This window comes from Pseudomonas sp., assembly GCF_036387035.1.
Lineage (GTDB): Bacteria > Pseudomonadota > Gammaproteobacteria > Pseudomonadales > Pseudomonadaceae > Aquipseudomonas.
Genome location: NZ_DASVUM010000022.1, coordinates 1 through 20,845, shown reverse-complemented (window position 1 = coordinate 20,845; position 20,845 = coordinate 1). Strand labels below are relative to the sequence as shown.

The 20,845-nt window shown below is 61.7% G+C and carries 19 protein-coding genes and 1 pseudogene; 10 read left to right on the top strand and 10 right to left on the bottom strand.

Going from position 1 to position 20,845, the window contains the following annotated elements:
* The 5 genes and pseudogenes from VF672_RS01885 to VF672_RS01865 form a co-directional block, all read left to right on the top strand.
* Positions 1-129 (top strand): annotated as a pseudogene (locus VF672_RS01885) (leucine ABC transporter subunit substrate-binding protein LivK); the annotation flags it as partial.
* A 214-nt stretch (positions 130-343) separates the two neighbouring features.
* Positions 344-1,270, top strand: a complete 927-nt coding sequence (gene livH, locus VF672_RS01880) for a high-affinity branched-chain amino acid ABC transporter permease LivH (RefSeq protein ID WP_037012211.1) — start codon at positions 344-346, stop codon at positions 1,268-1,270.
* Positions 1,267-2,529 carry a high-affinity branched-chain amino acid ABC transporter permease LivM gene (locus VF672_RS01875; RefSeq protein WP_331100807.1) on the top strand — a complete coding sequence of 421 codons (1,263 nt, stop codon included), beginning with the start codon at positions 1,267-1,269 and terminating at the stop codon, positions 2,527-2,529. The genes livH and VF672_RS01875 overlap by 4 nt, the downstream gene beginning before the upstream one ends.
* A complete protein-coding gene (gene livG / locus VF672_RS01870) occupies positions 2,529-3,296 on the top strand; it encodes a high-affinity branched-chain amino acid ABC transporter ATP-binding protein LivG (protein WP_122536637.1) in 768 nt (255 codons plus the stop codon). Before VF672_RS01875 ends, livG begins: the two co-directional genes overlap by 1 nt.
* Complete coding sequence (locus VF672_RS01865) at positions 3,297-3,998, top strand: ABC transporter ATP-binding protein (RefSeq protein ID WP_037012216.1); 702 nt, start codon at positions 3,297-3,299, stop codon at positions 3,996-3,998.
* Between the two features lie 542 nt (positions 3,999-4,540).
* On the opposite strand, the gene VF672_RS01860 is transcribed toward VF672_RS01865, so the two are convergent.
* Positions 4,541-5,449 carry a LysR family transcriptional regulator gene (locus VF672_RS01860; protein ID WP_331100801.1) on the bottom strand — a complete coding sequence of 303 codons (909 nt, stop codon included), beginning with the start codon at positions 5,447-5,449 and terminating at the stop codon, positions 4,541-4,543.
* Positions 5,450-5,554: 105 nt separating this feature from the next.
* On the opposite strand from VF672_RS01860, the gene VF672_RS01855 reads away from it, so the two are divergent.
* The 4 genes from VF672_RS01855 (at position 5,555) to nhaA (ending at position 10,152) form a co-directional block, all read left to right on the top strand.
* Positions 5,555-6,166: a short chain dehydrogenase gene (locus tag VF672_RS01855; protein WP_331100799.1), complete on the top strand. Its 612-nt coding sequence runs from the start codon at positions 5,555-5,557 to the stop codon at positions 6,164-6,166.
* 49 nt (positions 6,167-6,215) lie between these two features.
* Positions 6,216-6,896 (top strand): hypothetical protein, encoded by a 681-nt coding sequence (locus VF672_RS01850; protein WP_331100797.1) that lies wholly within the window; start codon positions 6,216-6,218, stop codon positions 6,894-6,896.
* A gap of 262 nt (positions 6,897-7,158) precedes the next feature.
* Positions 7,159-8,772 (top strand): NAD(P)/FAD-dependent oxidoreductase, encoded by a 1,614-nt coding sequence (locus tag VF672_RS01845; RefSeq protein ID WP_331100795.1) that lies wholly within the window; start codon positions 7,159-7,161, stop codon positions 8,770-8,772.
* Positions 8,773-8,943: 171 nt separating this feature from the next.
* Entirely contained in the window at positions 8,944-10,152 is a 1,209-nt protein-coding gene (gene nhaA, locus VF672_RS01840) for a Na+/H+ antiporter NhaA (RefSeq protein ID WP_331100793.1), read from the top strand.
* An 84-nt stretch (positions 10,153-10,236) separates the two neighbouring features.
* On the opposite strand, the gene VF672_RS01835 is transcribed toward nhaA, so the two are convergent.
* The 6 genes from VF672_RS01835 to dinG form a co-directional block, all read right to left on the bottom strand.
* Positions 10,237-10,701, bottom strand: a complete 465-nt coding sequence (locus VF672_RS01835; protein ID WP_037012225.1) for a glycine zipper 2TM domain-containing protein — start codon at positions 10,699-10,701, stop codon at positions 10,237-10,239.
* Positions 10,702-10,907: 206 nt separating this feature from the next.
* Complete coding sequence (pdxH, locus tag VF672_RS01830; protein ID WP_331100787.1) at positions 10,908-11,555, bottom strand: pyridoxamine 5'-phosphate oxidase; 648 nt, start codon at positions 11,553-11,555, stop codon at positions 10,908-10,910.
* A 48-nt stretch (positions 11,556-11,603) separates the two neighbouring features.
* Entirely contained in the window at positions 11,604-12,713 is a 1,110-nt protein-coding gene (locus VF672_RS01825) for an OmpA family protein (RefSeq protein ID WP_331100785.1), read from the bottom strand.
* A gap of 150 nt (positions 12,714-12,863) precedes the next feature.
* Positions 12,864-14,012 (bottom strand): serine hydrolase domain-containing protein, encoded by a 1,149-nt coding sequence (locus VF672_RS01820; RefSeq protein ID WP_331100783.1) that lies wholly within the window; start codon positions 14,010-14,012, stop codon positions 12,864-12,866.
* A 74-nt stretch (positions 14,013-14,086) separates the two neighbouring features.
* Positions 14,087-16,435, bottom strand: a complete 2,349-nt coding sequence (locus VF672_RS01815; protein WP_331100781.1) for a beta-agarase — start codon at positions 16,433-16,435, stop codon at positions 14,087-14,089.
* A gap of 110 nt (positions 16,436-16,545) precedes the next feature.
* A complete protein-coding gene (gene dinG, locus VF672_RS01810; RefSeq protein ID WP_331100779.1) occupies positions 16,546-18,690 on the bottom strand; it encodes an ATP-dependent DNA helicase DinG in 2,145 nt (714 codons plus the stop codon).
* 129 nt (positions 18,691-18,819) lie between these two features.
* On the opposite strand from dinG, the gene VF672_RS01805 reads away from it, so the two are divergent.
* Positions 18,820-19,284: a CopD family protein gene (locus VF672_RS01805; protein WP_331100777.1), complete on the top strand. Its 465-nt coding sequence runs from the start codon at positions 18,820-18,822 to the stop codon at positions 19,282-19,284.
* A 16-nt stretch (positions 19,285-19,300) separates the two neighbouring features.
* Here VF672_RS01805 and VF672_RS01800 read toward each other — a convergent pair whose 3' ends face one another.
* From VF672_RS01800 to VF672_RS01790, 3 genes are all read right to left on the bottom strand, one after another.
* Entirely contained in the window at positions 19,301-20,059 is a 759-nt protein-coding gene (locus tag VF672_RS01800) for a collagen-like protein (RefSeq protein WP_414705556.1), read from the bottom strand.
* Positions 20,060-20,066: 7 nt separating this feature from the next.
* Positions 20,067-20,342, bottom strand: a complete 276-nt coding sequence (locus VF672_RS01795; RefSeq protein WP_331100775.1) for a DUF1145 domain-containing protein — start codon at positions 20,340-20,342, stop codon at positions 20,067-20,069.
* A gap of 214 nt (positions 20,343-20,556) precedes the next feature.
* Positions 20,557-20,845: OmpA family protein (locus VF672_RS01790; protein WP_331100773.1), on the bottom strand; the 289-nt coding region annotated here is incomplete at its 5' end.

The following is a 20,845-nucleotide window of genomic DNA, read 5'->3' as shown; positions in this document are numbered from 1 at the left end:
CACGCCGGTACCTTCAAGACCCCTACCGGCGATCTGTCTTTCGACGCCAAGGGTGACTTGAAAGACTTCAAATTCGTCGTTTACACCTGGCACAAAGATGGCACCAAGACTGAAGCCCCTGTGAAATAACACAGCCTTCAGGCTTACCCGAAGCCCACTGCAACCGCAGTGGGCTTTGTTTTAGCCGGGCAGCGAATTTCACAAGAATTCCCGACCCTGAACATCTTGAAACCGCACCAGTGAACCACTGGGCTCGTGCCGGACGCGGACGTAGATCACGACGCGCGAGCGGGAAACGACTCTACCAGTGAAACACCAGGCAGGTTTTTAGGAGCACTCAGCAATGCCGATAGATCTCTATCACTTTCTTCAACAGCTGGTTAATGGCATGACCATTGGCAGCACTTACGCCTTGATTGCCATTGGCTACACCATGGTTTACGGCATCATCGGCATGATCAACTTCGCCCACGGCGAGGTGTACATGATCGGCTCGTATGTGGCGTTTATCGCCCTGGCCGGTCTGACCATGCTTGGCCTGGACAGCCTGCCCCTGCTGATCACCGCAGCCTTCGTTGCGAGCATCGTGGTGACCAGCGCCTACGGCTATGCCATCGAGCGGGTCGCTTATCGTCCGCTGCGCGGCAGCAACCGTTTGATCCCTCTGATTTCCGCCATCGGCATGTCGATTTTCCTGCAGAACACCGTGTTGTTGTCGCAGGACTCCAAAGACAAATCGATCCCCAACCTTATTCCCGGCAACTTCGTTTTCGGCCCCGGCAGCACCCATGAAGTGGTGATCTCGTACATGCAGATCCTGATCTTCATCGTCACGCTGGTGGCCATGCTCGGTCTGACCTGGTTCATCTCGCGCTCTCGCCTGGGTCGTGCCTGCCGCGCCTGCGCCGAGGACATCAAGATGGCGAATCTGCTGGGGATCAATACCAACAACATCATTGCCCTGACCTTCGTCATCGGTGCTGCCCTGGCGGCGGTCGCGGCGGTCCTGCTGAGCATGCAGTACGGCGTGATCAACCCCAACGCCGGTTTCCTGGTTGGCATCAAAGCCTTCACCGCTGCGGTATTGGGCGGCATTGGCAGTATCCCGGGCGCGATGCTCGGCGGTCTGGTGCTGGGCGTCGCAGAAGCCTTTGGCGCCGACATCTTTGGCGACCAGTACAAGGATGTGGTGGCGTTCGGTCTTCTCGTATTGGTGTTGTTGTTCCGGCCAACCGGCCTGCTCGGCCGTCCGGAGGTTGAAAAAGTATGACCAGGAATCTCAAATCGGCCCTCTTCAGCGCAGTGCTGGTGCTGGCCGTCGCTTACCCGATCCTCGGGCTCAAACTGGACATCGTCGGGATCAATCTCGCGGTGGTCGGCGCCAGTAACACGACCGTGATGGTGATTTTCGCCGCCGCGTTTCTGATGTTCCTGCGCGTGCTGTTCAACGAACAAATCAGCGCCATGTGGCGTTCGCGCCCACAGAAACAGCTGATGTCCGACAAGACCAGCAACTTTCTGACCCTGCCGTCGACCCAGCGCTGGTTCCTCGGCGCACTGGTGATTGCCGCGTTGGTATGGCCGTTCTTCGGCTCGCGTGGCGCGGTGGACATCGCGACCCTGATCCTGATCTACGTGATGCTCGGCCTGGGCCTGAACATCGTGGTCGGTCTGGCGGGCCTGCTCGACCTGGGCTACGTCGGCTTCTACGCCGTCGGCGCGTACACCTATGCCCTGCTGCAGCATTACTTCGGCTTCGGTTTCTGGATCTGCCTGCCGCTGGCGGGCCTGGCTTCGGCGACCTTCGGCTTCCTGCTGGGCTTTCCGGTCCTGCGCTTGCGCGGCGACTATCTGGCCATCGTGACGCTGGGTTTCGGTGAAATCATTCGCCTGTTCCTGCGTAACCTGACCGACATCACCGGTGGGCCCAACGGCATAAGCAATATCGAAAAACCGACGCTGTTCGGCCTGTCGTTCGAGCGCAAGGCTGCTGAAGGCATGCAGACGTTCCACGAATACTTCGGCCTGCAATACAACTCCATCAACAAGGTGATCTTTCTTTACCTGATCGCCCTGCTGCTGGCGCTCTTGGCGCTGTTCGTGATCAACCGGTTGTTGCGCATGCCCATCGGCCGCGCATGGGAAGCCCTGCGTGAAGACGAAATCGCCTGCCGCGCGCTGGGTCTCAATCCGACCATCATCAAGCTGTCAGCTTTCACCCTTGGCGCTGCGTTCGCCGGTTTCGCCGGCAGCTTCTTCGCCGCGCGTCAGGGCCTGATCACGCCGGAGTCGTTCACCTTCCTGGAGTCGGCGATCATCCTCGCCATCGTAGTCCTGGGCGGGATGGGCTCACAGCTGGGCGTGATCCTCGCCGCAGTCGTGATGATTCTGTTGCCTGAACTGCTTCGCGAATTCAGCGAATATCGAATGCTCGGCTTCGGCGCCTTGATGGTGCTGATGATGATCTGGCGTCCTCAGGGCTTCCTGCCGATGCAGCGTCCCGTTATGAAACTCAAGGGGGAGCGCTGATGAGCCGTCCACTTCTGCAGGCTTCCGGCTTGTGCATGCGTTTTGGCGGTCTATTGGCCGTCAACGGCGTGGGTCTGACCGTCAACGAGAAACAGGTGGTGTCGATGATCGGCCCGAACGGCGCCGGCAAGACCACCGTTTTCAACTGCCTGACCGGCTTCTACAAGCCGACCTCCGGCACGATTCTGCTCGACGGTGAACCGATCCAGGGCCTCGCCGGCCACGAGATCGCCCGCAAAGGCGTGGTGCGAACGTTCCAGAACGTACGCCTGTTCAAGGAAATGACCGCGGTGGAGAACCTGCTGGTTGCCCAGCATCGCCACCTCAACACGAATTTCCTGTCCGGCCTGTTCAAGACCCCGGCCTACCGCAAGAGCGAACGCGAGGCGATGGAGTACGCCGAGCATTGGCTCGAAGCCGTTGACCTTAAGGAGTTCGCCAACCGTCCCGCCGGCACGCTGGCTTACGGTCAACAACGCCGTCTGGAAATCGCCCGCTGCATGATGACGCGCCCGCGCATTCTGATGCTCGACGAGCCGGCGGCCGGTTTGAACCCGAAAGAAACCGAAGACTTGAAAGCGTTGATCGGCGTGCTGCGCAACGAGCACAACGCGACGGTGTTGCTGATCGAGCACGACATGAAGCTGGTCATGAGCATTTCCGACCATATCGTGGTGATCAACCAGGGCACGCCGCTGGCGGATGGCACGCCCGAGCAGATCCGTGACAATCCTGAAGTGATCAAAGCCTACCTGGGGGAAGCGTAAATGCTGCAGTTCGATAACGTTTCTACCTTCTACGGCAAGATCCAGGCGTTGCACGGTGTCAGCATCGATGTGCAGCAAGGCGAGATCGTCACGCTGATCGGCGCCAATGGTGCGGGCAAGTCGACGCTGTTGATGACGCTGTGCGGTTCACCGCGTGCGCACAGCGGCAGCATCCGGTACATGGGCGAGGAGCTGGTCGGTCTTGAGTCGTCGGTGATCATGCGCAAGAGCATTGCGGTGGTGCCGGAGGGCCGTCGTGTGTTCGCCCGTCTGACGGTGGAGGAGAACCTGGCCATGGGCGGGTTCTTTACCGACAAGGACGATTATCAGGTGCAGATGGATAAGGTGCTTGAGCTGTTCCCGCGTTTGAAGGAGCGGTTCAATCAGCGCGGCGGGACGATGTCGGGCGGTGAGCAGCAGATGCTGGCGATCGGTCGTGCCTTGATGAGTAAGCCGAAGCTGTTGCTGCTGGATGAGCCTTCGCTGGGGTTGGCGCCGATTATCATTCAGCAGATTTTCGAGATTGTTGAGCAGTTGCGTCGGGACGGGGTGACGGTGTTTCTGGTGGAGCAGAATGCGAATCAGGCGTTGAAGATCGCTGATCGTGCGTATGTTCTGGAGAACGGCCGGGTGGTGATGCAGGGTTCGGGGGCGGAGTTGTTGGTTGATCCGAAAGTGCGGGATGCTTATTTGGGCGGGTAATGGGTCCGGATCTAAAGCAAGATCAAGGGCGTCTGCCTAAGGGCAGACTGTTTCGCCTTCGGCGAGTTACTTTTAAAAAGCACTAAAAGTAACCAAAAGTGCCTGCTCTCGGTTGGGCCCGACTTCGTCGGGTTCCTTCACTCCGGTCTCACTCCGTGGGCCCGCTGCCATCCGCCATCCATGGCGGGGGGCAGCTCTCGCCGCATCCATGCGGCTCGGCCCACTGCGCGAAACCTCCGTTCAGCCTGCACCAAAGTCGCGTTTTGCGGTGTTTGAACCCTTTGTGTTTGAAGGTCAAAAACAATGGCAACGGCAACGGCTTTCCGGCTGAAGCCGGTCCTACGGGGACGCGTCGGTGCCACTGACTGCACGCGCCGCTTTTCGTGGGACCGGCTTTAGCCGGGAAGAGGCCAGTGGCTGCGCCATCAATTTTGATTGTTTAAACCTGTCTGATCGTTCCACACGCTCTGCGTGGGAATGCATCCTGTGGCGCTCCGCGCCGGCTCTGTCGCCGTTCTGACGAGGGAGAATTGCCCTGGCGGTCAGAGCGTCTCCAGCGCCGCGGTGCTTCGCTCGAACCATTGGGTGAGGTAGTCGGCCATGACCTGCACCCGCCGCGGCAGTCGTCCTTCGAAAGGGTGGACCAGGTACAGCGATGAGACCGGCGTCTGGTGATCGCGCAGTAGCCAGTGCAATCGCTTGTCTTTCAGTTCCTCATGCACCATGTACGACGGCAGGCGCGCGATGCCGGCGCCGACCAGTGCGGCTTTTTTCAGCAGGCCGTAGTGGTTGCTGGCGAAGGTGCCGCGAACGTTTACCCGGGTCAGTTCGTGTTTCTGGTGGTAGCCCCACGATTCGCGGCCGGTGGAGTGGCTGTTGAGCAGGCATCGGTGGACGCGCAGTTCTTCCGGCGCTTGCGGAGTGCCGTGTCTGGCGAGGTAGGCGGGGCTGGCGCAGGTCAGTTCCTGTAACGACAGCAATGGTTTGGCCACCAGACGCTCGTCTATGCCCACGCTGGAGCGAATCCCCAGGTCGAACCCGTCACGGCGCATGTCGCGGAAGTGGTTGTTGAGGTCCAGTTCAATCTGCACGTCGGGGTAGGCATGGGCGAATTCGGTGAGCAGGCCTTCAAAAAATGTTTCGCCCAATGACACCGGAACCGTCAGGCGCACGGTGCCGATCAGGCTTTCGCTCAAGTGAGCCATCGCGTCGCGGACCCGGTCGCGTTGCGCCAGCAGAGCGCGAGCCTCGGGCAGGAGAATGGCGCCCGCCGAGGTCAGGGTCAGGCTGCGAGTGGTGCGATGGAGCAGCGTCACGCCGAAGCTTTTTTCCAGTTTGCTGATGCGCTTGGACAGTTGGCTGGTACTGGTGTCCAGCCATTGCGCGGCCAGGGTGAAGCTATTGGCCTCAACCAGCATCGCGAACGCGGCCAGGTCGTCCATCTCGCTCATGATTGTTTCCTTTCTGACAAACCGGGATTGCCGTTTAGCCCCTGTTTCAGCGGAAAAAGGCGACTCACACTGAGCGCCTGATCCATTCCAGGGGTAAACCGCATCATGAAGATTCTATTGATTGGCGCCAGCGGCACCGTCGGCTCGGCGATTGATAAAGAACTGTCGCCACGCCACGAGATCATCCGCATCGGCAGAACCGGCGCGGACGAGCACGTCGATATTAGTGACAGCGACTCGATCCGCAAACTGTTCGAACGGACAGGCCCTTTCGACGCATTGATATGCGCAGCGGGTAATGTCACCTTCGCGCCGCTGGGCGAGATGACCGCCGAGGCTTTCGACCTCGGCCTGCGTGACAAGCTCATGGGCCAGGTCAACCTGCTGTTGATTGGCCGGGAATTCGCCAACGACGGCGCGTCATTCACGTTCACCACTGGCATCACCAGCGTCGATCCGATTCGCACCGGGGCGTCTGCCAGCCTGGTCAACGGCGCCATCGATGCCTTCGTGCGCGCCGCCGCGATCGAGATGCCGCGCGGCATGCGGGTCAATTCGGTCAGCCCCGGCGTGCTGGTCGAAGCCATGGGCAGCTACGCGCCGTACTTCCGCGGCTTCAAGCCGGTCCCGGCAGCGGATGTAGCGTTGGCGTATGCAAAAAGTGTCGAAGGGCTACAAACCGGACAGACGTATCACGTCGGCTACTCCCCCTTGTGATGAGCGAGCAGGCTGCGTAACGTGGCGGCACTTGTCTGGAGACCGCCCCATGTTCGCTGCTCGTTCCGCCCTGATGTTCGCCGTGTTGCCCCTGTTTGCCGGCTGCCAGTTGATGCCCATGTCTTCCAATGACAGCAAAGTGTCGACCGCCGGCATGATCCGCATGCAGGGCACCCTCAGCGGTGACGGCGGCAAACTGTTCTTCGCCCCGTGCAACGAACAGCGCCGCTATGCCGTGACCGACAAGGGCAACACCGGCGTCCTGCAGGAGGCCGCTTCGGTGGTGGACAAGAACGGCAAGGCGTTCGCCGATGTGCGCGGCAACTTCGTCGCAAGCAAGGCCCAAGGCAGTGACGGGCAGGCCGACATTTACCAGCTCTACCGCGTCGAGCGCCCGAGCGGCGCCTGCGAGGACCCCAACTTCAAGCGCCTGACGATTCATGCCAGCGGCAACGGTCCGAAGTGGAACCTCAACGCCAGCGGCAAGGGTCTGGTGCTTGAGCGCGAGGGCAAGGAGCCGTTCGCCGTGCCCTACATGGAGGAGCAGATGCCCGAAGGCCGCTTCAACCTGATCACCGACGCCAACAATCAGCACGTCGAACTCTACGTCGCGCCGCTGCGTTGTGTGGACCCGTTGAATGGCTCGGTTCAGCACCTGACCGCCGAGCTGCGGGTCAATGGCCAGGTTCAGCGCGGCTGCGCCTACTTCGGTGCGATGCGTAACGACTGAACGCGTTGCACTGAATCTGAACAGATGCAAAACCTGTGGGAGTGAGCTTGCTCGCGAATGCGGCGAGTCAGGCACTGATATGCTGACCGACGGACGCCTTCGCGAGCAAGCTCACTCCTACATTGGCCGTGTGCAAGACCGCTCGAATGCTGCGCGGCGGATGTCGTCGCTCCGGCCACCGCTCCCTGCCCAATGTGTCTTATAATCGCGCGCTCTTGTAGTGCTGCCGGGCCGATCCTGCGGCCCGAAACCGGATCTTTCAATGTTACGAATCACCGAATTCAAACTGCCGCTGGACCACGCGGACGACGAACTGCGCCCCGCACTTCTGCAGCGCCTGGCCATCGGCAGCGACGAGCTTCTGGATTTCACCCTGTTCAAGCGCAGCTACGATGCGCGCAAGAAATCCACCGAACTGCAGTTCATTTACACCGTCGACTTCCAGGTGCGCGACGAAGCCGCCCTGCTCCAGCGCCTGAGCCACGACAAACACGTCGGCCCGGCGCCGGACGTCAGTTACAAGGTGGTGGGCCACGCCCCTGCCGACCTCAGCGAGCGCCCCTTGGTGGTCGGCTTTGGTCCGTGCGGGATTTTCGCCGGCCTGTTGCTCGCGCAGATGGGCTTCAAGCCGATCATCCTTGAGCGCGGCACGGAAGTTCGTCAGCGCACCAAGGACACCTGGGGCCTGTGGCGCAAGAACGTGCTCAACCCCGAATCCAACGTGCAGTTCGGCGAGGGCGGCGCGGGGACGTTTTCCGACGGCAAACTCTACAGCCAGATCAAAGACCCTAAATTCATCGGCCGCAAGGTCCTGCACGAGTTCGTCAAAGCCGGCGCGCCGGAAGAGATTCTCTACGTCAGCAAGCCGCACATCGGCACCTTCCGGCTGACCGGTGTCGTTGAAAACATGCGCCATCAGATCGAAGCGCTGGGCGGCGAAGTGCGTTTCCAGCAACGCGTCACCGATGTGCTGATCGAAGACGGTCAGATGCAGGGCGTGGTGCTCGACAGCGGCGAGCGAATCGACTCGCGCCACGTCATCCTGGCACTGGGCCACAGCGCCCGCGACACCTTCCGCATGCTCCACGGGCGCGGCGTGTTCATGGAAGCTAAGCCGTTTTCGGTCGGCTTCCGCATCGAGCACCCGCAGGGCTTGATCGACCGCGCGCGACTGGGCAAGTACGCCGGTCACCCGAAACTTGGCGCAGCCGATTACAAGCTGGTGCACCACGCCAAAAACGGCCGCTCGGTGTACAGCTTCTGCATGTGCCCCGGCGGCACCGTGGTCGCCGCGACCTCGGAGCCCCATCGCGTGGTCACCAACGGCATGAGCCAGTACTCGCGTAACGAGCGCAACGCCAACTCCGGGATCGTCGTGGGCATTACCCCCGAGCAGGATTACCCGGGCAGCCCGCTGGCGGGTATCGAACTGCAGGAGCGTCTGGAGTCGCATGCCTACCTCATGGGCGGCGAAACCTACGAAGCACCGGCGCAGCTGGTCGGCGATTTCATCGCGGGCAAAGCGTCAACGGCGCTGGGCGCAGTCGAACCGTCCTACAAGCCCGGTGTTAAGCTGACCGACCTTGCCGACGCGCTGCCGGCCTTCGCCATCGAAGCCATTCGTGAGGCGCTGCCCGCGTTCGAGAAGCAGATCAAAGGCTTCTCGCAACACGACGCCATCCTCACCGGCATCGAAACGCGCACCTCCTCTCCGCTGCGCATCACCCGTGGCGAAGACCTGCAAAGCCTGAACGTCAAGGGGTTGTTCCCGGCCGGAGAAGGTGCAGGCTATGCCGGCGGCATCCTGTCGGCCGGCGTCGACGGGATCCGGATTGCCGAAGCATTGGCCCGAGATATGTTGGGCATCACTGCATAAGCCCCTTTCGCGGCATCGTCCTACAGCCCCATAAAGCGAATCCTTCGGATTCGTGAGCGGGCGCTGTAGGGCGTTATTTCTGCTTACAAATCCGGCTTCAGATCCAGTTTCAAGTCACACCGACGCGCGCTAGGGTGGCGCTCCTTTTCAGGCTGCCCTTGGAGCGTGACCTTGCCCGTACGCAATACATTCAGACGTCTTTTCCAGCTGGAAGCCGCGGGAGGCTTGCTGCTGATTGCCGCCGCGGCCCTCGCTCTAATCATCAATAATTCGCCCCTCTCATGGCTGTATAACGCCCTGCTCGACACGCCGGTCGTTGCGCAAGTCGGGGCGCTGAAAATCGCTAAGCCATTGCTGCTGTGGATCAACGACGGGCTGATGGCGTTGTTCTTCCTGCTGATCGGGCTGGAGGTCAAGCGTGAGGTGTTGCAAGGGCACCTGTCGCGACCTTCGCAGATTGTCCTGCCGGGCGCGGCGGCCATCGGTGGCATGGTCATACCCGCCCTGTTCTTCTGGGCGCTGAACAAGGATGATCCGGCCGCGCTGGGTGGCTGGGCGATCCCCATAGCGACCGACATCGCATTCGCCCTTGGCGTGCTTGCGCTACTGGGCAAGCGGGTGCCGGTGTCGCTCAAGCTGTTCCTCATGACCCTGGCGATCATCGACGACCTTGGCGCGATCATCGTCATTGCGCTGTTCTACTCGGGCGAGCTGTCCAGCCTTGCATTGGCGCTGGCAGCAGGGTCGATTGCCGTTCTGATCGGCATGAACCGCCTGGGCGTGGCCAGGCTCGCGCCCTACTTGCTGGTCGGCATAGTGCTGTGGGTCTGTGTGCTCAAGAGTGGCGTCCATGCGACGCTGGCCGGCGTGGTGCTCGCGTTCTGCATTCCGCTGCGCACGCCCGGCGACACCCCCGCTGCGCTCCAGCAACTCGAACACGGCCTGCATCCCCGGGTGGCTTACTGCATTCTGCCGCTGTTTGCCTTCGCCAACGCCGGCGTCCCTTTGGCCGGCGTCACGCTGGAAAGCTTCATCCACCCCGTGCCGCTCGGCATCGCGCTTGGCCTGCTGTTGGGCAAAGTTATCGGCGTGTTTGGTCTGACGTGGCTGGCGATCAAGACGGGACTGGCCTCATTGCCGACCGGCGCGAACTGGGGGCAAGTGCTGGGCGTTGCGATCCTCTGCGGGATCGGCTTTACCATGAGCCTGTTTGTCGGATCGCTGGCGTTCGTTCCGGGGCAAAGCGAGTTTGCGGGAATGGACCGAATGGGCATTTTGACGGGGTCTGTTCTCGCCGCGCTCATCGGCTACGGCGTCACCGCACTCGCCAGTAGGGGCACGCCTTCAATCGCTGCCACCAAGGGCCCATCCCGGCAATAGCGGGCTGAAATGCAAAACGCCCCGACTGATCGGGGCGTTTTGACAAGCGAAGTATTTACGCTCGTTCAGGACGTGCAGCGCAGTTTAGTGGCTGACGCGACTGGTGCCGTTGACGGTCATGATGCGAACACGCTCGCCGACGCGGAAGATCTCGTTCTCTTGCACTTCCTGCACATAAGCACGCATGGTGCCGTCGTCTTCACGAACGGTGATCTCGACGCCTTGGGCACGGGTCAGGCCGCCTTCCGCTGCCGAACCCAGCAAACCACCGGCAACCGCACCGATTACGGCCGTCACGATGCTGCCGCGACCGCCACCGATGGCGCTACCCCCCACGCCACCAACAATGGCACCGGCACCGGCGCCGATCGGCGTTTTGGTGCCTTCAATCTTCACCGGACGCAACGACTCGATGGTGCCCAGGCGTACGGTCTGCACCTGACGAGCTTCGTCGCGCGAGTACGAGTCGCCGGTGAGGCTCGAAGTACAGCCGCCCAGCGTCAGTGCCATGGCGGTGAACGAAGCAACCAACAGTACAGACTTACGCATAACAGTATCTCCAGAGGAACAGGTAGCCATTAGACTCTGCGACGCCAATCGGTGTCACGGTCCTGTACCGATAATTTACGTTTATTCAGGCGTGATACAGCACACGCCAGCGTCTACTTCAGTGGACGACAACGCCAAAAATTGATTCAAAGAAAACTGTGACAGCGTCTTTGAAGGCTGACACTCATGCAGCCCGGCGGCGCCCATCAAGGCGCGAGGCGCTCGCGCTGCCACTCACCTTCAGCCACCCGATAGTTCAGGCGGTCGTGGAGACGGCTTGGGCGGCCCTGCCAGAATTCGATGCGATCCGGTACCAGACGGTAGCCGCCCCAGTGCTCGGGACAGTCCGGCTGGGTGTCCAGAAAACGTGCCTCGGTGGCTTTGAGTAAACCTTCGAGTTGTTCACGGTCGGCGATCACCCGGCTTTGCGGCGATGCCCAGGCACCCAGTCGGCTGCCCAGGGGACGCACCTGGAAATAGGCGTCGGATTCCTGGTGGCTGACCTTCGACACGCGGCCCTCGATGCGCACCTGACGTTCCAATGTGGGCCAGAAGAACGTCATGGCGGCGAAAGGACGCGCGTCTATCTGCTGGCCTTTGGCGCTCTCGTAGTTTGTGAAGAACGTGAAGCCCTGCGCGTCCAGGCCTTTGAGCAGCAAGACCCGGCAATGCGGGCGACCGTCGGCGTCGACGGTCGCCAGCGTCATGGCGTTCGCTTCAACCGGCGGCTGCTCGGTTTCTATCGCTTCGTTGAACCAGCGATGAAACAGTGCGAAGGGTTCTTCCGGAGCCTGCGCTTCGGTCAACCCTTCGCGGGCATAGTTACGGCGCATATCGGCCAGACGCTGGCTCATCACTGCCTTCCTTTATCGAGATCCGTGAACAGGACCTCGATAGTAACCTCAGTTGCCGGCTTGAGCATCCGGGGCAGGTTTCTTGACGGCAGCTTTGGCGGGCGCAGCTTTGGCTTTGACCGGCGCCGCTTTCTTTACAGGAGCTTTTTTGGCGGCAGGTGCCTTGGCGGCGGCCGCTTTGCTGGCAGTCGCTTTCTTGGCCGGTGCAGCCGACTTGGCAGGTGCAGCGGCCTTGGTTGGCGCAGCAACCGGGGCTGGCGCTGGAGCCGCGTTGGCGTTCTGCACGGCCAGCAGGGTCGGCGCAGGCGGCAGGTTGTACTTGGCCATCAGGGCAACCATGGTGTCCTGCGGCGTGAGAATGATTTCCACACGGCGGTTCAGCGCGCGACCCGGCACGCTGTCGCTGGCAGCACGCGGCATGTCCGCGCCCATGCCTCGCAGGTTCAGACGATTACGCTGCAGGCCACTGAGGCGGAAAATCGCCGCGACCGATTGGGCGCGCTGCTGGCTGATCTTGAGATCGGCATCACCCGCAACGTCGCTGTGGCCCAGCACCAAAACGGCGGCGCGCTGATCGACTTCAACGATCTTGGCCATGCGGCTGATCGGGCCGAGGTTGGTCGGCAGGAGCATTTCCGGGCGTTTCGGGTTGAAGGTGCTGTCGACAGGCGCGGTCACCACGAGGGTATCGTCACGGCGTTCGAACTGGAACTGGCTGTCCTTGATCGCTTCGCGGACTTTCGGCTCGTTCAGATCCAGCCAGGCCTGGGTCACTTTAGGGTCGACTTTAGGAACAACCGGTGCGGCGTCCTTTTTGGCTTCGTTTGCGCCAAACGGCCACCACCATTTGGTGGCGTCGTTGCCTTGGGCAAGTGCTGGCGCGGCAGCCGGTTGAGTCGCGGCCACTTCCGGCTTGGTCTCGGTAGTCCCGTGGTCAGACCCAAACGGCCAGTACCAGCGCGTGCCGGTTTCGGCCTGAGATTTCGCCACTTGCGCCACCGCAGCGCTTGGGGCCGGGGTTGCCGGCGCGACATCTGCACCCTTGGCTGAACCGAACGACCACCAGTGATCATTGCTGGCCGACTGATCCTGAGGAGTTTGCGCACAGCCGGTGACGGCGAGGCAAACAGCAAATGCGAGACTTTTGTTAGCTGACATGGGTGACCCACACAAAGAATTGATCAGAAAATGAACGAAGCAGCGCTCATATAACACGCATAAAGACCGTTTTGGAAAAAGAAACCGCCCTACGGCTCTGTTAATAAGGTTTAACTGACAGTCGGTAGAACAAGCACTTAACGGCGATTGTTACTGCAAACACTCACCAAGCACGCGTACCAGACGCTGAGCGCGCGGGTCCATCAGTACGTAAGGACCCAGCGTGTTCGTCACGAACCCGAACGCCACATCGCGCTCGGGATCAGCGAAGCCCACCGAGCCGCCCGCACCCGGATGGCCAAATGACTTCGCACCCAGGCCAAAGGTCGCGTTGGCCACGGTCGGTTGGTCGAGCATGCAGCCCAGACCGAAGCGGGTCTGAGTCAGCAATGTCTTGTCCGGGCCAATGCTGTGCTCGCGCGTCAGCTCGTTGAGCAGGTCGCCGTCCAGCAGGCTGCCATCGAGCAGGCCGCTGTAGAAGCCGGCCAGACTGCGTGCATTGCCATGGCCATTGGCGGCAGGCTGCTGCATGCGGCGCCACTCGGGCTTGTTGGTGCTGGTCATGATCGACGGCGGGTTGGTAAACGCCCTCGCCGTCATGGAAGTAGGTTCACGCAAGGTGGCCTGCAACAGGCGCTGCGCGGCTTCGTCACCGATATTGCCCTTGCCCCGGGCGATGTGGGCGACGCGATGAAACGCTTCGTCGGCGAGTCCGACATGAAAATCCAGGCCCAACGGCCGCGAGATCCGCGCCGCAATGGACTCGCCAGGCCCGCGACCGTCAGCACGACGAATCATCTCGCCCACCAGCCAGCCATAGGTGATTGCCGCATAACCATGACCCTGCCCCGGCGTCCACCAGGGTTGCTCGGCGGCCAACGCGTCCGTCATGGCCTGCCAGTCGTAAAGCGCCTGGGCCGGCAACATTTCACGGATCGCCGGCAGCCCCGCCTGATGGCAGAGCATCTGGCGCAGCGTGATGGACGCTTTGCCGTTGGCGGCGAACTCCGGCCAGAGACGAGCGACGGGCTCGTCCAGATTCAGCTTGCCCTCACCCACCAGCTGCAACGCAGTGACCGCTGTAAACGTCTTGGTGCAGGAGAACAGGTTGGCGATGATATCGCTGTGCCAGACTTCGCCGCCGTCCTTGTCCGCCGTGCCTGCCCACAGATCCAGCACCGTCTCCCCGCCGATTTGCACGCAAAGCGCGGCGCCACGCTCCTGCGGATCGTCGAACAGCGCAGCGAATGCCTCGCGCACGGCCTCAAACTGAAGCTCGAAATGGCCTTGAATCTGCACGGTCTGGCTCTCCGGTCGGGCTGCAAAAAGGGTGAGCATTGTTCCAGCGATTGACTGCTTTGGGAACCGCCCGGTTAAGGGCGTTTGCCTATCACATCCACGACCTGCCCATTGGCCTTGTGCACCGCGTCGACGAAGCCTTGATACGGAACGTCGGTGATCCCTACCAGCCCGAGGTGGCCGTTTTCGCCGTCGAGCAATCGGCCGGTCACAGGCTGATCCAGGTATTGGAACCAGTGCACGCCGACGATAGAAGGCTCGGCCAGCGCGCTCTTCAGGAAATTGGCGTATGCCGGGCCGCGATCTTCCTCACGCGGCACTTCGATCACCCCGCCCCAGAACGGCCCGCGATCACGGGAACCGAAGTGAAACTCGGTGACCAGCACAGGCTTGTCCAAGACGCGCAGTGTCGCGAAGTCCACGCCATCCTGAGGTTTGAGGGTATAAAAGTTGAAGCTCAGAACGTCGCAGTATTTCGCGCAGGCTTCGGTCGCCTCGGGGCTGGTGACACCGAACCGGCCGCCGAGCAGCAAATGGTTCGGCGCATGCCACTTCAGGGCGTCGGAAATCGTCTTGAAATAGGTCTCGGCGAACACGCGCTGGAAATACCTGAAGTCGTTGTCGATCTCCGGGTGCTCTGCACTGGGCAGCGGCGGTTCGAAGCCCGGGTCTTCCATCAACTCCCACGCGGCGAGGTGGATGCCCCAGGCCTTGGACAGGCCCTCCTCGTTGCGGTACTTGTCGCGCAACTGCTTGAGAAACGCCCGTTTGGCCGGCACATCGGTGGTCAACTTCAGCGTGCCGTAAGCCAACGCATAGCGACTTTTCGGATCATTGCCCGGCGCGGCCCACGCCAGTTCGTTATCGGCAAAGTAACCGATCAGATACGGGTCATCGCGATGGTCACGGGCGGCGATGGCGACGGCGCGCTCAGTAGCCATGGCGAAGCGCGGATCAAACGGGTCAGGCATGCCGCCCCACCAATCCTGGCCAGTGCTGATGCTGACGTAGTCGCCAACGATGGACAGCGGCAGGGTGTACGGCACGCGGTCTTTTTTGCCGCGCTCAAGGCTTTGAAGCGCCGGCTCGCTCCAGTTGCCCACCGTGTTGAAGCCCCACGCCTGCAAGCGCTGCAGGGTGTGATCAGCCCAGCGCTTGCTGTCCACAATCACCGGTTTGCATTCAATCGTAGGTGCAGGTGCCGGTGCGGCAGGCGCTTCAGATGCAGGCGCGGGCGTGGCTTGCCCGGTGGCGCTGTCACCGGTTGATACCGTTGCGTCTTCCTCGTCGGCGGGCTCGGCGGGTCTGGACACTTCCACGCACGTTGGCACGCCGTAGGTGCGCTGCAGGTTCGCACCGTAGAAATCGAACCAGCGGCCCTGATCGAACTGCCGGTTCCGGTTCGCCCCCGTCTCGCGGTTATCGTCGCCCTTGCCGTAGAACGCAGCGAGGGGATCATCGCTGCCGGGCAAACCGGAGAACATCCCTTCGCGGCCTTCAACGTAGGTCTGGCTGTCGTCAGCGGTAACGGCGTTGACCCCGAGGGAGTAAAACGGATGGCCTTCCGGCGTCACCAGATACCAGCGGTCGTCGCGTTTTTCGGTGCGGAAAAAGCCCTTCGGTTCGAACGCCGGGCCGTTGAGCAGGCCGCCGTATCTATCGTGGCTCGGACGGTCTTTCAGCCAGGCCTGCAACTGTTGTTGTTCCTTGCTGGCCAGTGCCTTGAGCTGATCGTCGCTGCTGACCTTCTCCGGCCATTTGCCTCGCGTGGACTGGCCATAGCCGTCAACCAGTTGGCTGTACGCAGCGGTTTGCAGCGCATCGCCCGCTTGCACGCCGAATTTCTCCACCAGGACGCTCTGCGCCACATTGGGTTGGGACATCGACACCGTGACCGATGAAACCTCGGCGCTGTTCAGTTCGCCTTCGGTAGGGGCCAGCAACACTCGCTGCCCCTCGTACACCCACGGCATCGGTGGCCCGGCGCGCATGCCCTGGGTCAGTGGCGAACTGGCCTTGAGCGGAAGCACCAGCGTTTGCGCCGGACCGGCCGGGAGATCGATCCGGCTGGTGAGGACCTTGCCGTCCCGGCTTTCGACCTGTACGTACAGCGTCAATGCCCAGTCCATGGCGCTCTGCAGACGCAGGGTCATGGCGCTGTCGGCGCTCCAGTCCCAGACGCCGGACTGCGGGGTCAGCTGCAGGCTGGGTTTGGCGACCGGATTGAAAATGACCCGGCGCAGCACTTCGCCTTCGGCCGTCTGTTCGGCATTGGCCTGGGGAAAGCCGGCATCCTGGGTCGTGACCTTCACCACGTCGGCGGGCCGTACGAAATTGAACAGCGTTTGCTGCACATCAGGCCCTGCGTGGGCCATGCCGGCGCACAGCGTGGCAAGGAGGGCGGACAGTGAACGGCGAATCATGTGATCTGAAGCTCCTTGATCATCCGAGGCCCGGAGCACGACAGAGGTCGCGCGCAACCGGGCGGACCGGGGTAAGACCCGGTCTACCGTGTTTTATTCAGCACACGGGTTCAGGAAATTTCGCGCCGGAACGGCGGCAGTGCGTTGAGGATGGCTTTGCCATAGCGCTGGGTCACGACCCGGCGATCCAGCAGCGTGATGATGCCGCGGTCTTGTTCGGTGCGCAGCAGTCGACCGCAGGCCTGGATCAGGCGCAGCGACGCATCGGGGACGGCGATTTCCATGAACGGATTGCCGCCTCGGGCTTCGATCCATTCGGCCAGCGCGGCCTCGACCGGATCATCCGGCACGGCGAAGGGAATCTTGGCGATCACCACGTGCTCGCAATAAGCACCCGGAAGGTCCACCCCTTCGGCGAAGCTGGCCAGCCCGAAGAGGACGCTTTCCTCGCCGCCGTCGACCCGCGCCTTGTGCTTGTTGAGGGTTTCCTGCTTGGACAGGTTGCCCTGGATGAAGACCCGCTTACGCCAGTCCCGCTCCAGCCCGTCGAAAACTTCCTGCATCTGTTTGCGCGACGAGAACAGCACCAGCGTGCCTTTCGAGCCCTCAACCAGATTCGGCAGCTCACGAATGATGGCCGCCGTGTGCTCGGCCGCATTGCGAGGGTCGGCCTTGAGATCAGGCACGCGCAATACGCCTGCGTCGGCGTGATGGAAAGGACTCGGTACCACGGCAGTGACGGCGTCTTTCGGTAGCCCGGCACGCATGCGAAAACGGTCGAACTTGCCCAGGGCTGTCAGCGTGGCAGATGTCACCAGCGCGCCGTAGGCCACGTTCCACAGATTGCGGCGTAACATTTCCGCCGCCAGGATCGGGCTGGCGTTGACTTCGATGTCGAACAGCGAGCCGCTGTCGGCCAGGGTCAGCCAGCGCGCCATCGGTGGGCTGTTTTCGGGGTCTTCAGCGGTGAAGGCGGTCCACAGCTCCCAGTTGCCATGGGCGCGGGCCAGCAGACTGCCGAACAGTGGATACCACTCTTCAGCCTGGTGGCTGGCGATGCCGATGTTGACCTCGCCGTCCATGCCTTCTTTGAGCAGCTCGGTCAGGCGCGTGAACAGATCGTCCAGACGGGCAAAGCCTTTTTTCAGCTCAATGCCCATCTCGCGCATGTGCTCGGGGACCACACCGCCAATGAAACGATGGCGCGGACGCTCGCGGCCTTCCATGTCTTCGCCGGGTTTGAAATCGGCAAGCTGCTCGCAGGCCGTGAACATGAACTGCTGCTGGGTCTTGATCTCGCGTGCCAGCTCGGGCACCTGCTCGATCAGTTTGCCCAGATCGCCCGGCAGCGGATGCTGTGCGAGCAATTTTGTGAGGTTCTTGGCGGTTTGCTCCAGCCAGTCAGCGGTGGACCGCAGGCGACTGAAATGGGCGAAGTGGCCGATGGCCTTGTCTGGCAGGTGATGGCCTTCGTCGAACACATACAGGGTGTCGCGGGGGTAGGGAAGGACAGCGCCGCCGCCCAGCGCAAGGTCAGCCAAAACCATGTCGTGGTTGGTGACGATGACGTCGACTTTGCCCATGCCTTCGCGCGCCTTGTAGAACGCACACTGCTGGAAATTCGGGCAATGGCGGTTGGTGCACTGGCTGTGATCGGTGGTCAGACGTGCCCAGTCCTGGTCAGCCAGTTCCTGAGGCCAGCTGTCGCGGTCGCCGTCCCATTTGTTGCCGGCAAGCTTCTCGATCATGGTGGTGAACAGCTTCTGGCTGGCCTCGTCCACTTCGATCTTGAAGCCTTCTTCTTCAAACAGCTGTGCGGTCGCGCTCTGGGCGTCGCCTTCCTGCAGCAGCATGTCGAGCTTGGACAGGCACATGTAACGGCCACGGCCCTTGGCCAGCGAGAAGGTGAAGTTGAGGCCACTGTTGCGCATCAAGTCAGGCAGGTCTTTGTAGACGATCTGCTCCTGCAGCGCGACGGTAGCGGTCGCGATCACCAGGCGCTTGCCTGCGGCTTTGGCGGTCGGGATGGCGGCGATGGCGTAAGCGACGGTTTTACCGGTGCCCGTTCCCGCCTCGACCGCGACCACGGCGGGATCACCCGAACGGCGGCCTTCTTCGTCCGTGTCGACGTCACCCAGCACCTTCGCCACTTCAGCGATCATCAGGCGCTGGCCGTAACGAGGCTTGAGGCTTTTGGCTTCGAGGAAACGCGAATAAGCGCCCTGAATCTGGGATTTGAGTTCGGTGCTGATCATGGGCTGGGTCGTTGGCTCGGCGTCACGGGTGCTGAATGAAAACACGAAAACCGCTGGATATATCTTCAGTAGTCGCAGCGGGCGGCTATCATACCGCGCTAATTCTTTCTGCGCAGATCGGAGTTCTCGATGTCACCTGTAGCCTTTGTCTACACCTTGCACGTCCTGGCAGCGATTGTGTGGGTAGGAGGGATGTTTTTCGCCTGGATGATTTTTCGACCGGCGGTCATTTCCGCCCTCGAGGGCCCGGCCCGGTTGAAGCTGTGGCTGCAGGTGTTGCCGCGCTTCTTCGTCTGGGTCTGGTGCGCGGTGATCCTGCTGCCGGTGACGGGCATTGGCCTGATCAACGTCAATTTCAGCGGGTTTCAGACGGCTCCTCGCTATGTGCAGGCGATGATGGGCCTGTATGTCGTGATGGTGGCGCTGTTTCTGCGCGTCTCGACGTTAAACCTGCCGCAACTGCGCAAGGCGGTACTCGCCGAGCAATGGGCGGAGGGGGCAGCCGCACTGGGCGGCATCCGCCGTCTGGTCGGAATCAATCTGATCGTGGGGGTGGCCGTCGTGGCGATTGCCGCAAGCCGGCCAATATTTTGAGCGTAAAGCGCTTGGCTTATAGGTTGCGAACCACGATGGCACCTGCCGGCCCGACGGCACCCGACTGGCCCTTGTCGCCGTTCTTGCCGGACTTGGCGCCGTCAGCGCGATAGACCACGCAGCCCTTGGAGGCGCCGCCTTTGCCGCCGCGACCGCCGTCGCCGCCAATGCCTCCGGCGCCGCCTTGCACGTTCACCTTGATGCGATCATTGCCGAAGGCCGCCGGCAGGTCGAGACGAACGACCGCTCCCGGTGCGCCGTCGCGGCCATTGCCGCCATTGTCGCCGTCTATCCCGCGGCTGGCGGAACCCCAAGTGCAGCCCGGATCGACACCGTTGCCACCGTCGAGGCCCACGTAACCCGGCGATCCGGCGCCGCCGCGCGCGTCGATGAACAGTTGATCAGCATTGAGTTGCTGGATCCGTAGGTTGAGGTTGCGACCGGGCGTTGGCGGTTTCTCGAAAGTGCCCGGGGCGCCACGGGCGGTGATCTCGGCGCCGCTGCCCAGGTCGCCCTGTTTGACGTGCAGGCTGAACGCCTCGGCGCTCGGAACGATGGCGATGCGCGATTCATGGCCCATGACGAGCTGGCCGATGGTGACCTCGGTCAGTCCGGCCGGGATCAAGAGGGTGCCGTAGTCGGCGACTTCAAGTCGATCCAGCTGCAATACGCTGGTTTTCGACGGCAGCCGCATCAATGAGTGGGATTCAACGGAGATAGTCTGGGCCATTACCCAGGAACTGCTCAGGGCCGACATCAGAGCCGCCGTCATCAGCATTGCGTTACGCATGATTAACCTCGGCCTGTGGGCGTGCGATGGTGTTCAAGTGGAAAATGCCAAAGAGCAGGATCAGGAGGCGATCCCGCCCAGGGTGCGCGCGCCCCCGCAGGGTGGCGTTGAAGCCGATGAGTTCGATGATGTGGATGAGCAGCAAGAGCCCACCCGCCAGTTTGAACAGTACGTCGAAGGGGTTTGGCATGACCATGGCCAGACTGGCGAGTACAAGCAGCCAGAATCCCGTTGTCAGCACTTTCCCTAATCCCCAAAACACACGCATGCGAGGCCTCTGCTGTTTTATTGGTTTTGTGCGGTGAAAAAATGATGTGCGCACAGTACGGTGACGAGCAGGACTATGCCAGAGGCAGGTTTCAAAACTTGTCTGGGGCCAAGAGCAGGAAGCGGCCAGTGCGGGCATCGATTTTTTTAGAGAGCTGCCAGAAATAAAAAACCCCGGCTTTAAACCGGGGCTTTTTCAACGCTCCAACCTGGTCTCAACGGTTGATTTTGATCTCGACGCGACGGTTCAACGCACGGCCGTCGGCGGTTTTGTTGTCCGCCACTGGGCGCGCTTCGCCATCACCTTCGACCGACACGAACGAGGCACGCGGGATGCCGGCGCTGACCAGGTAATCGGTCACAGACTGCGCACGTCTTTGCGACAGTTTCTGGTTGTAGGCATCGCTGCCCACGCTGTCGGTGTGGCCGCTGACGTGGAGTTGCACGTTCGAGGCTTCGGTTTTGAGCTTGGTCGCGACCATGTCCAGTTGCTGTTTGTCACCG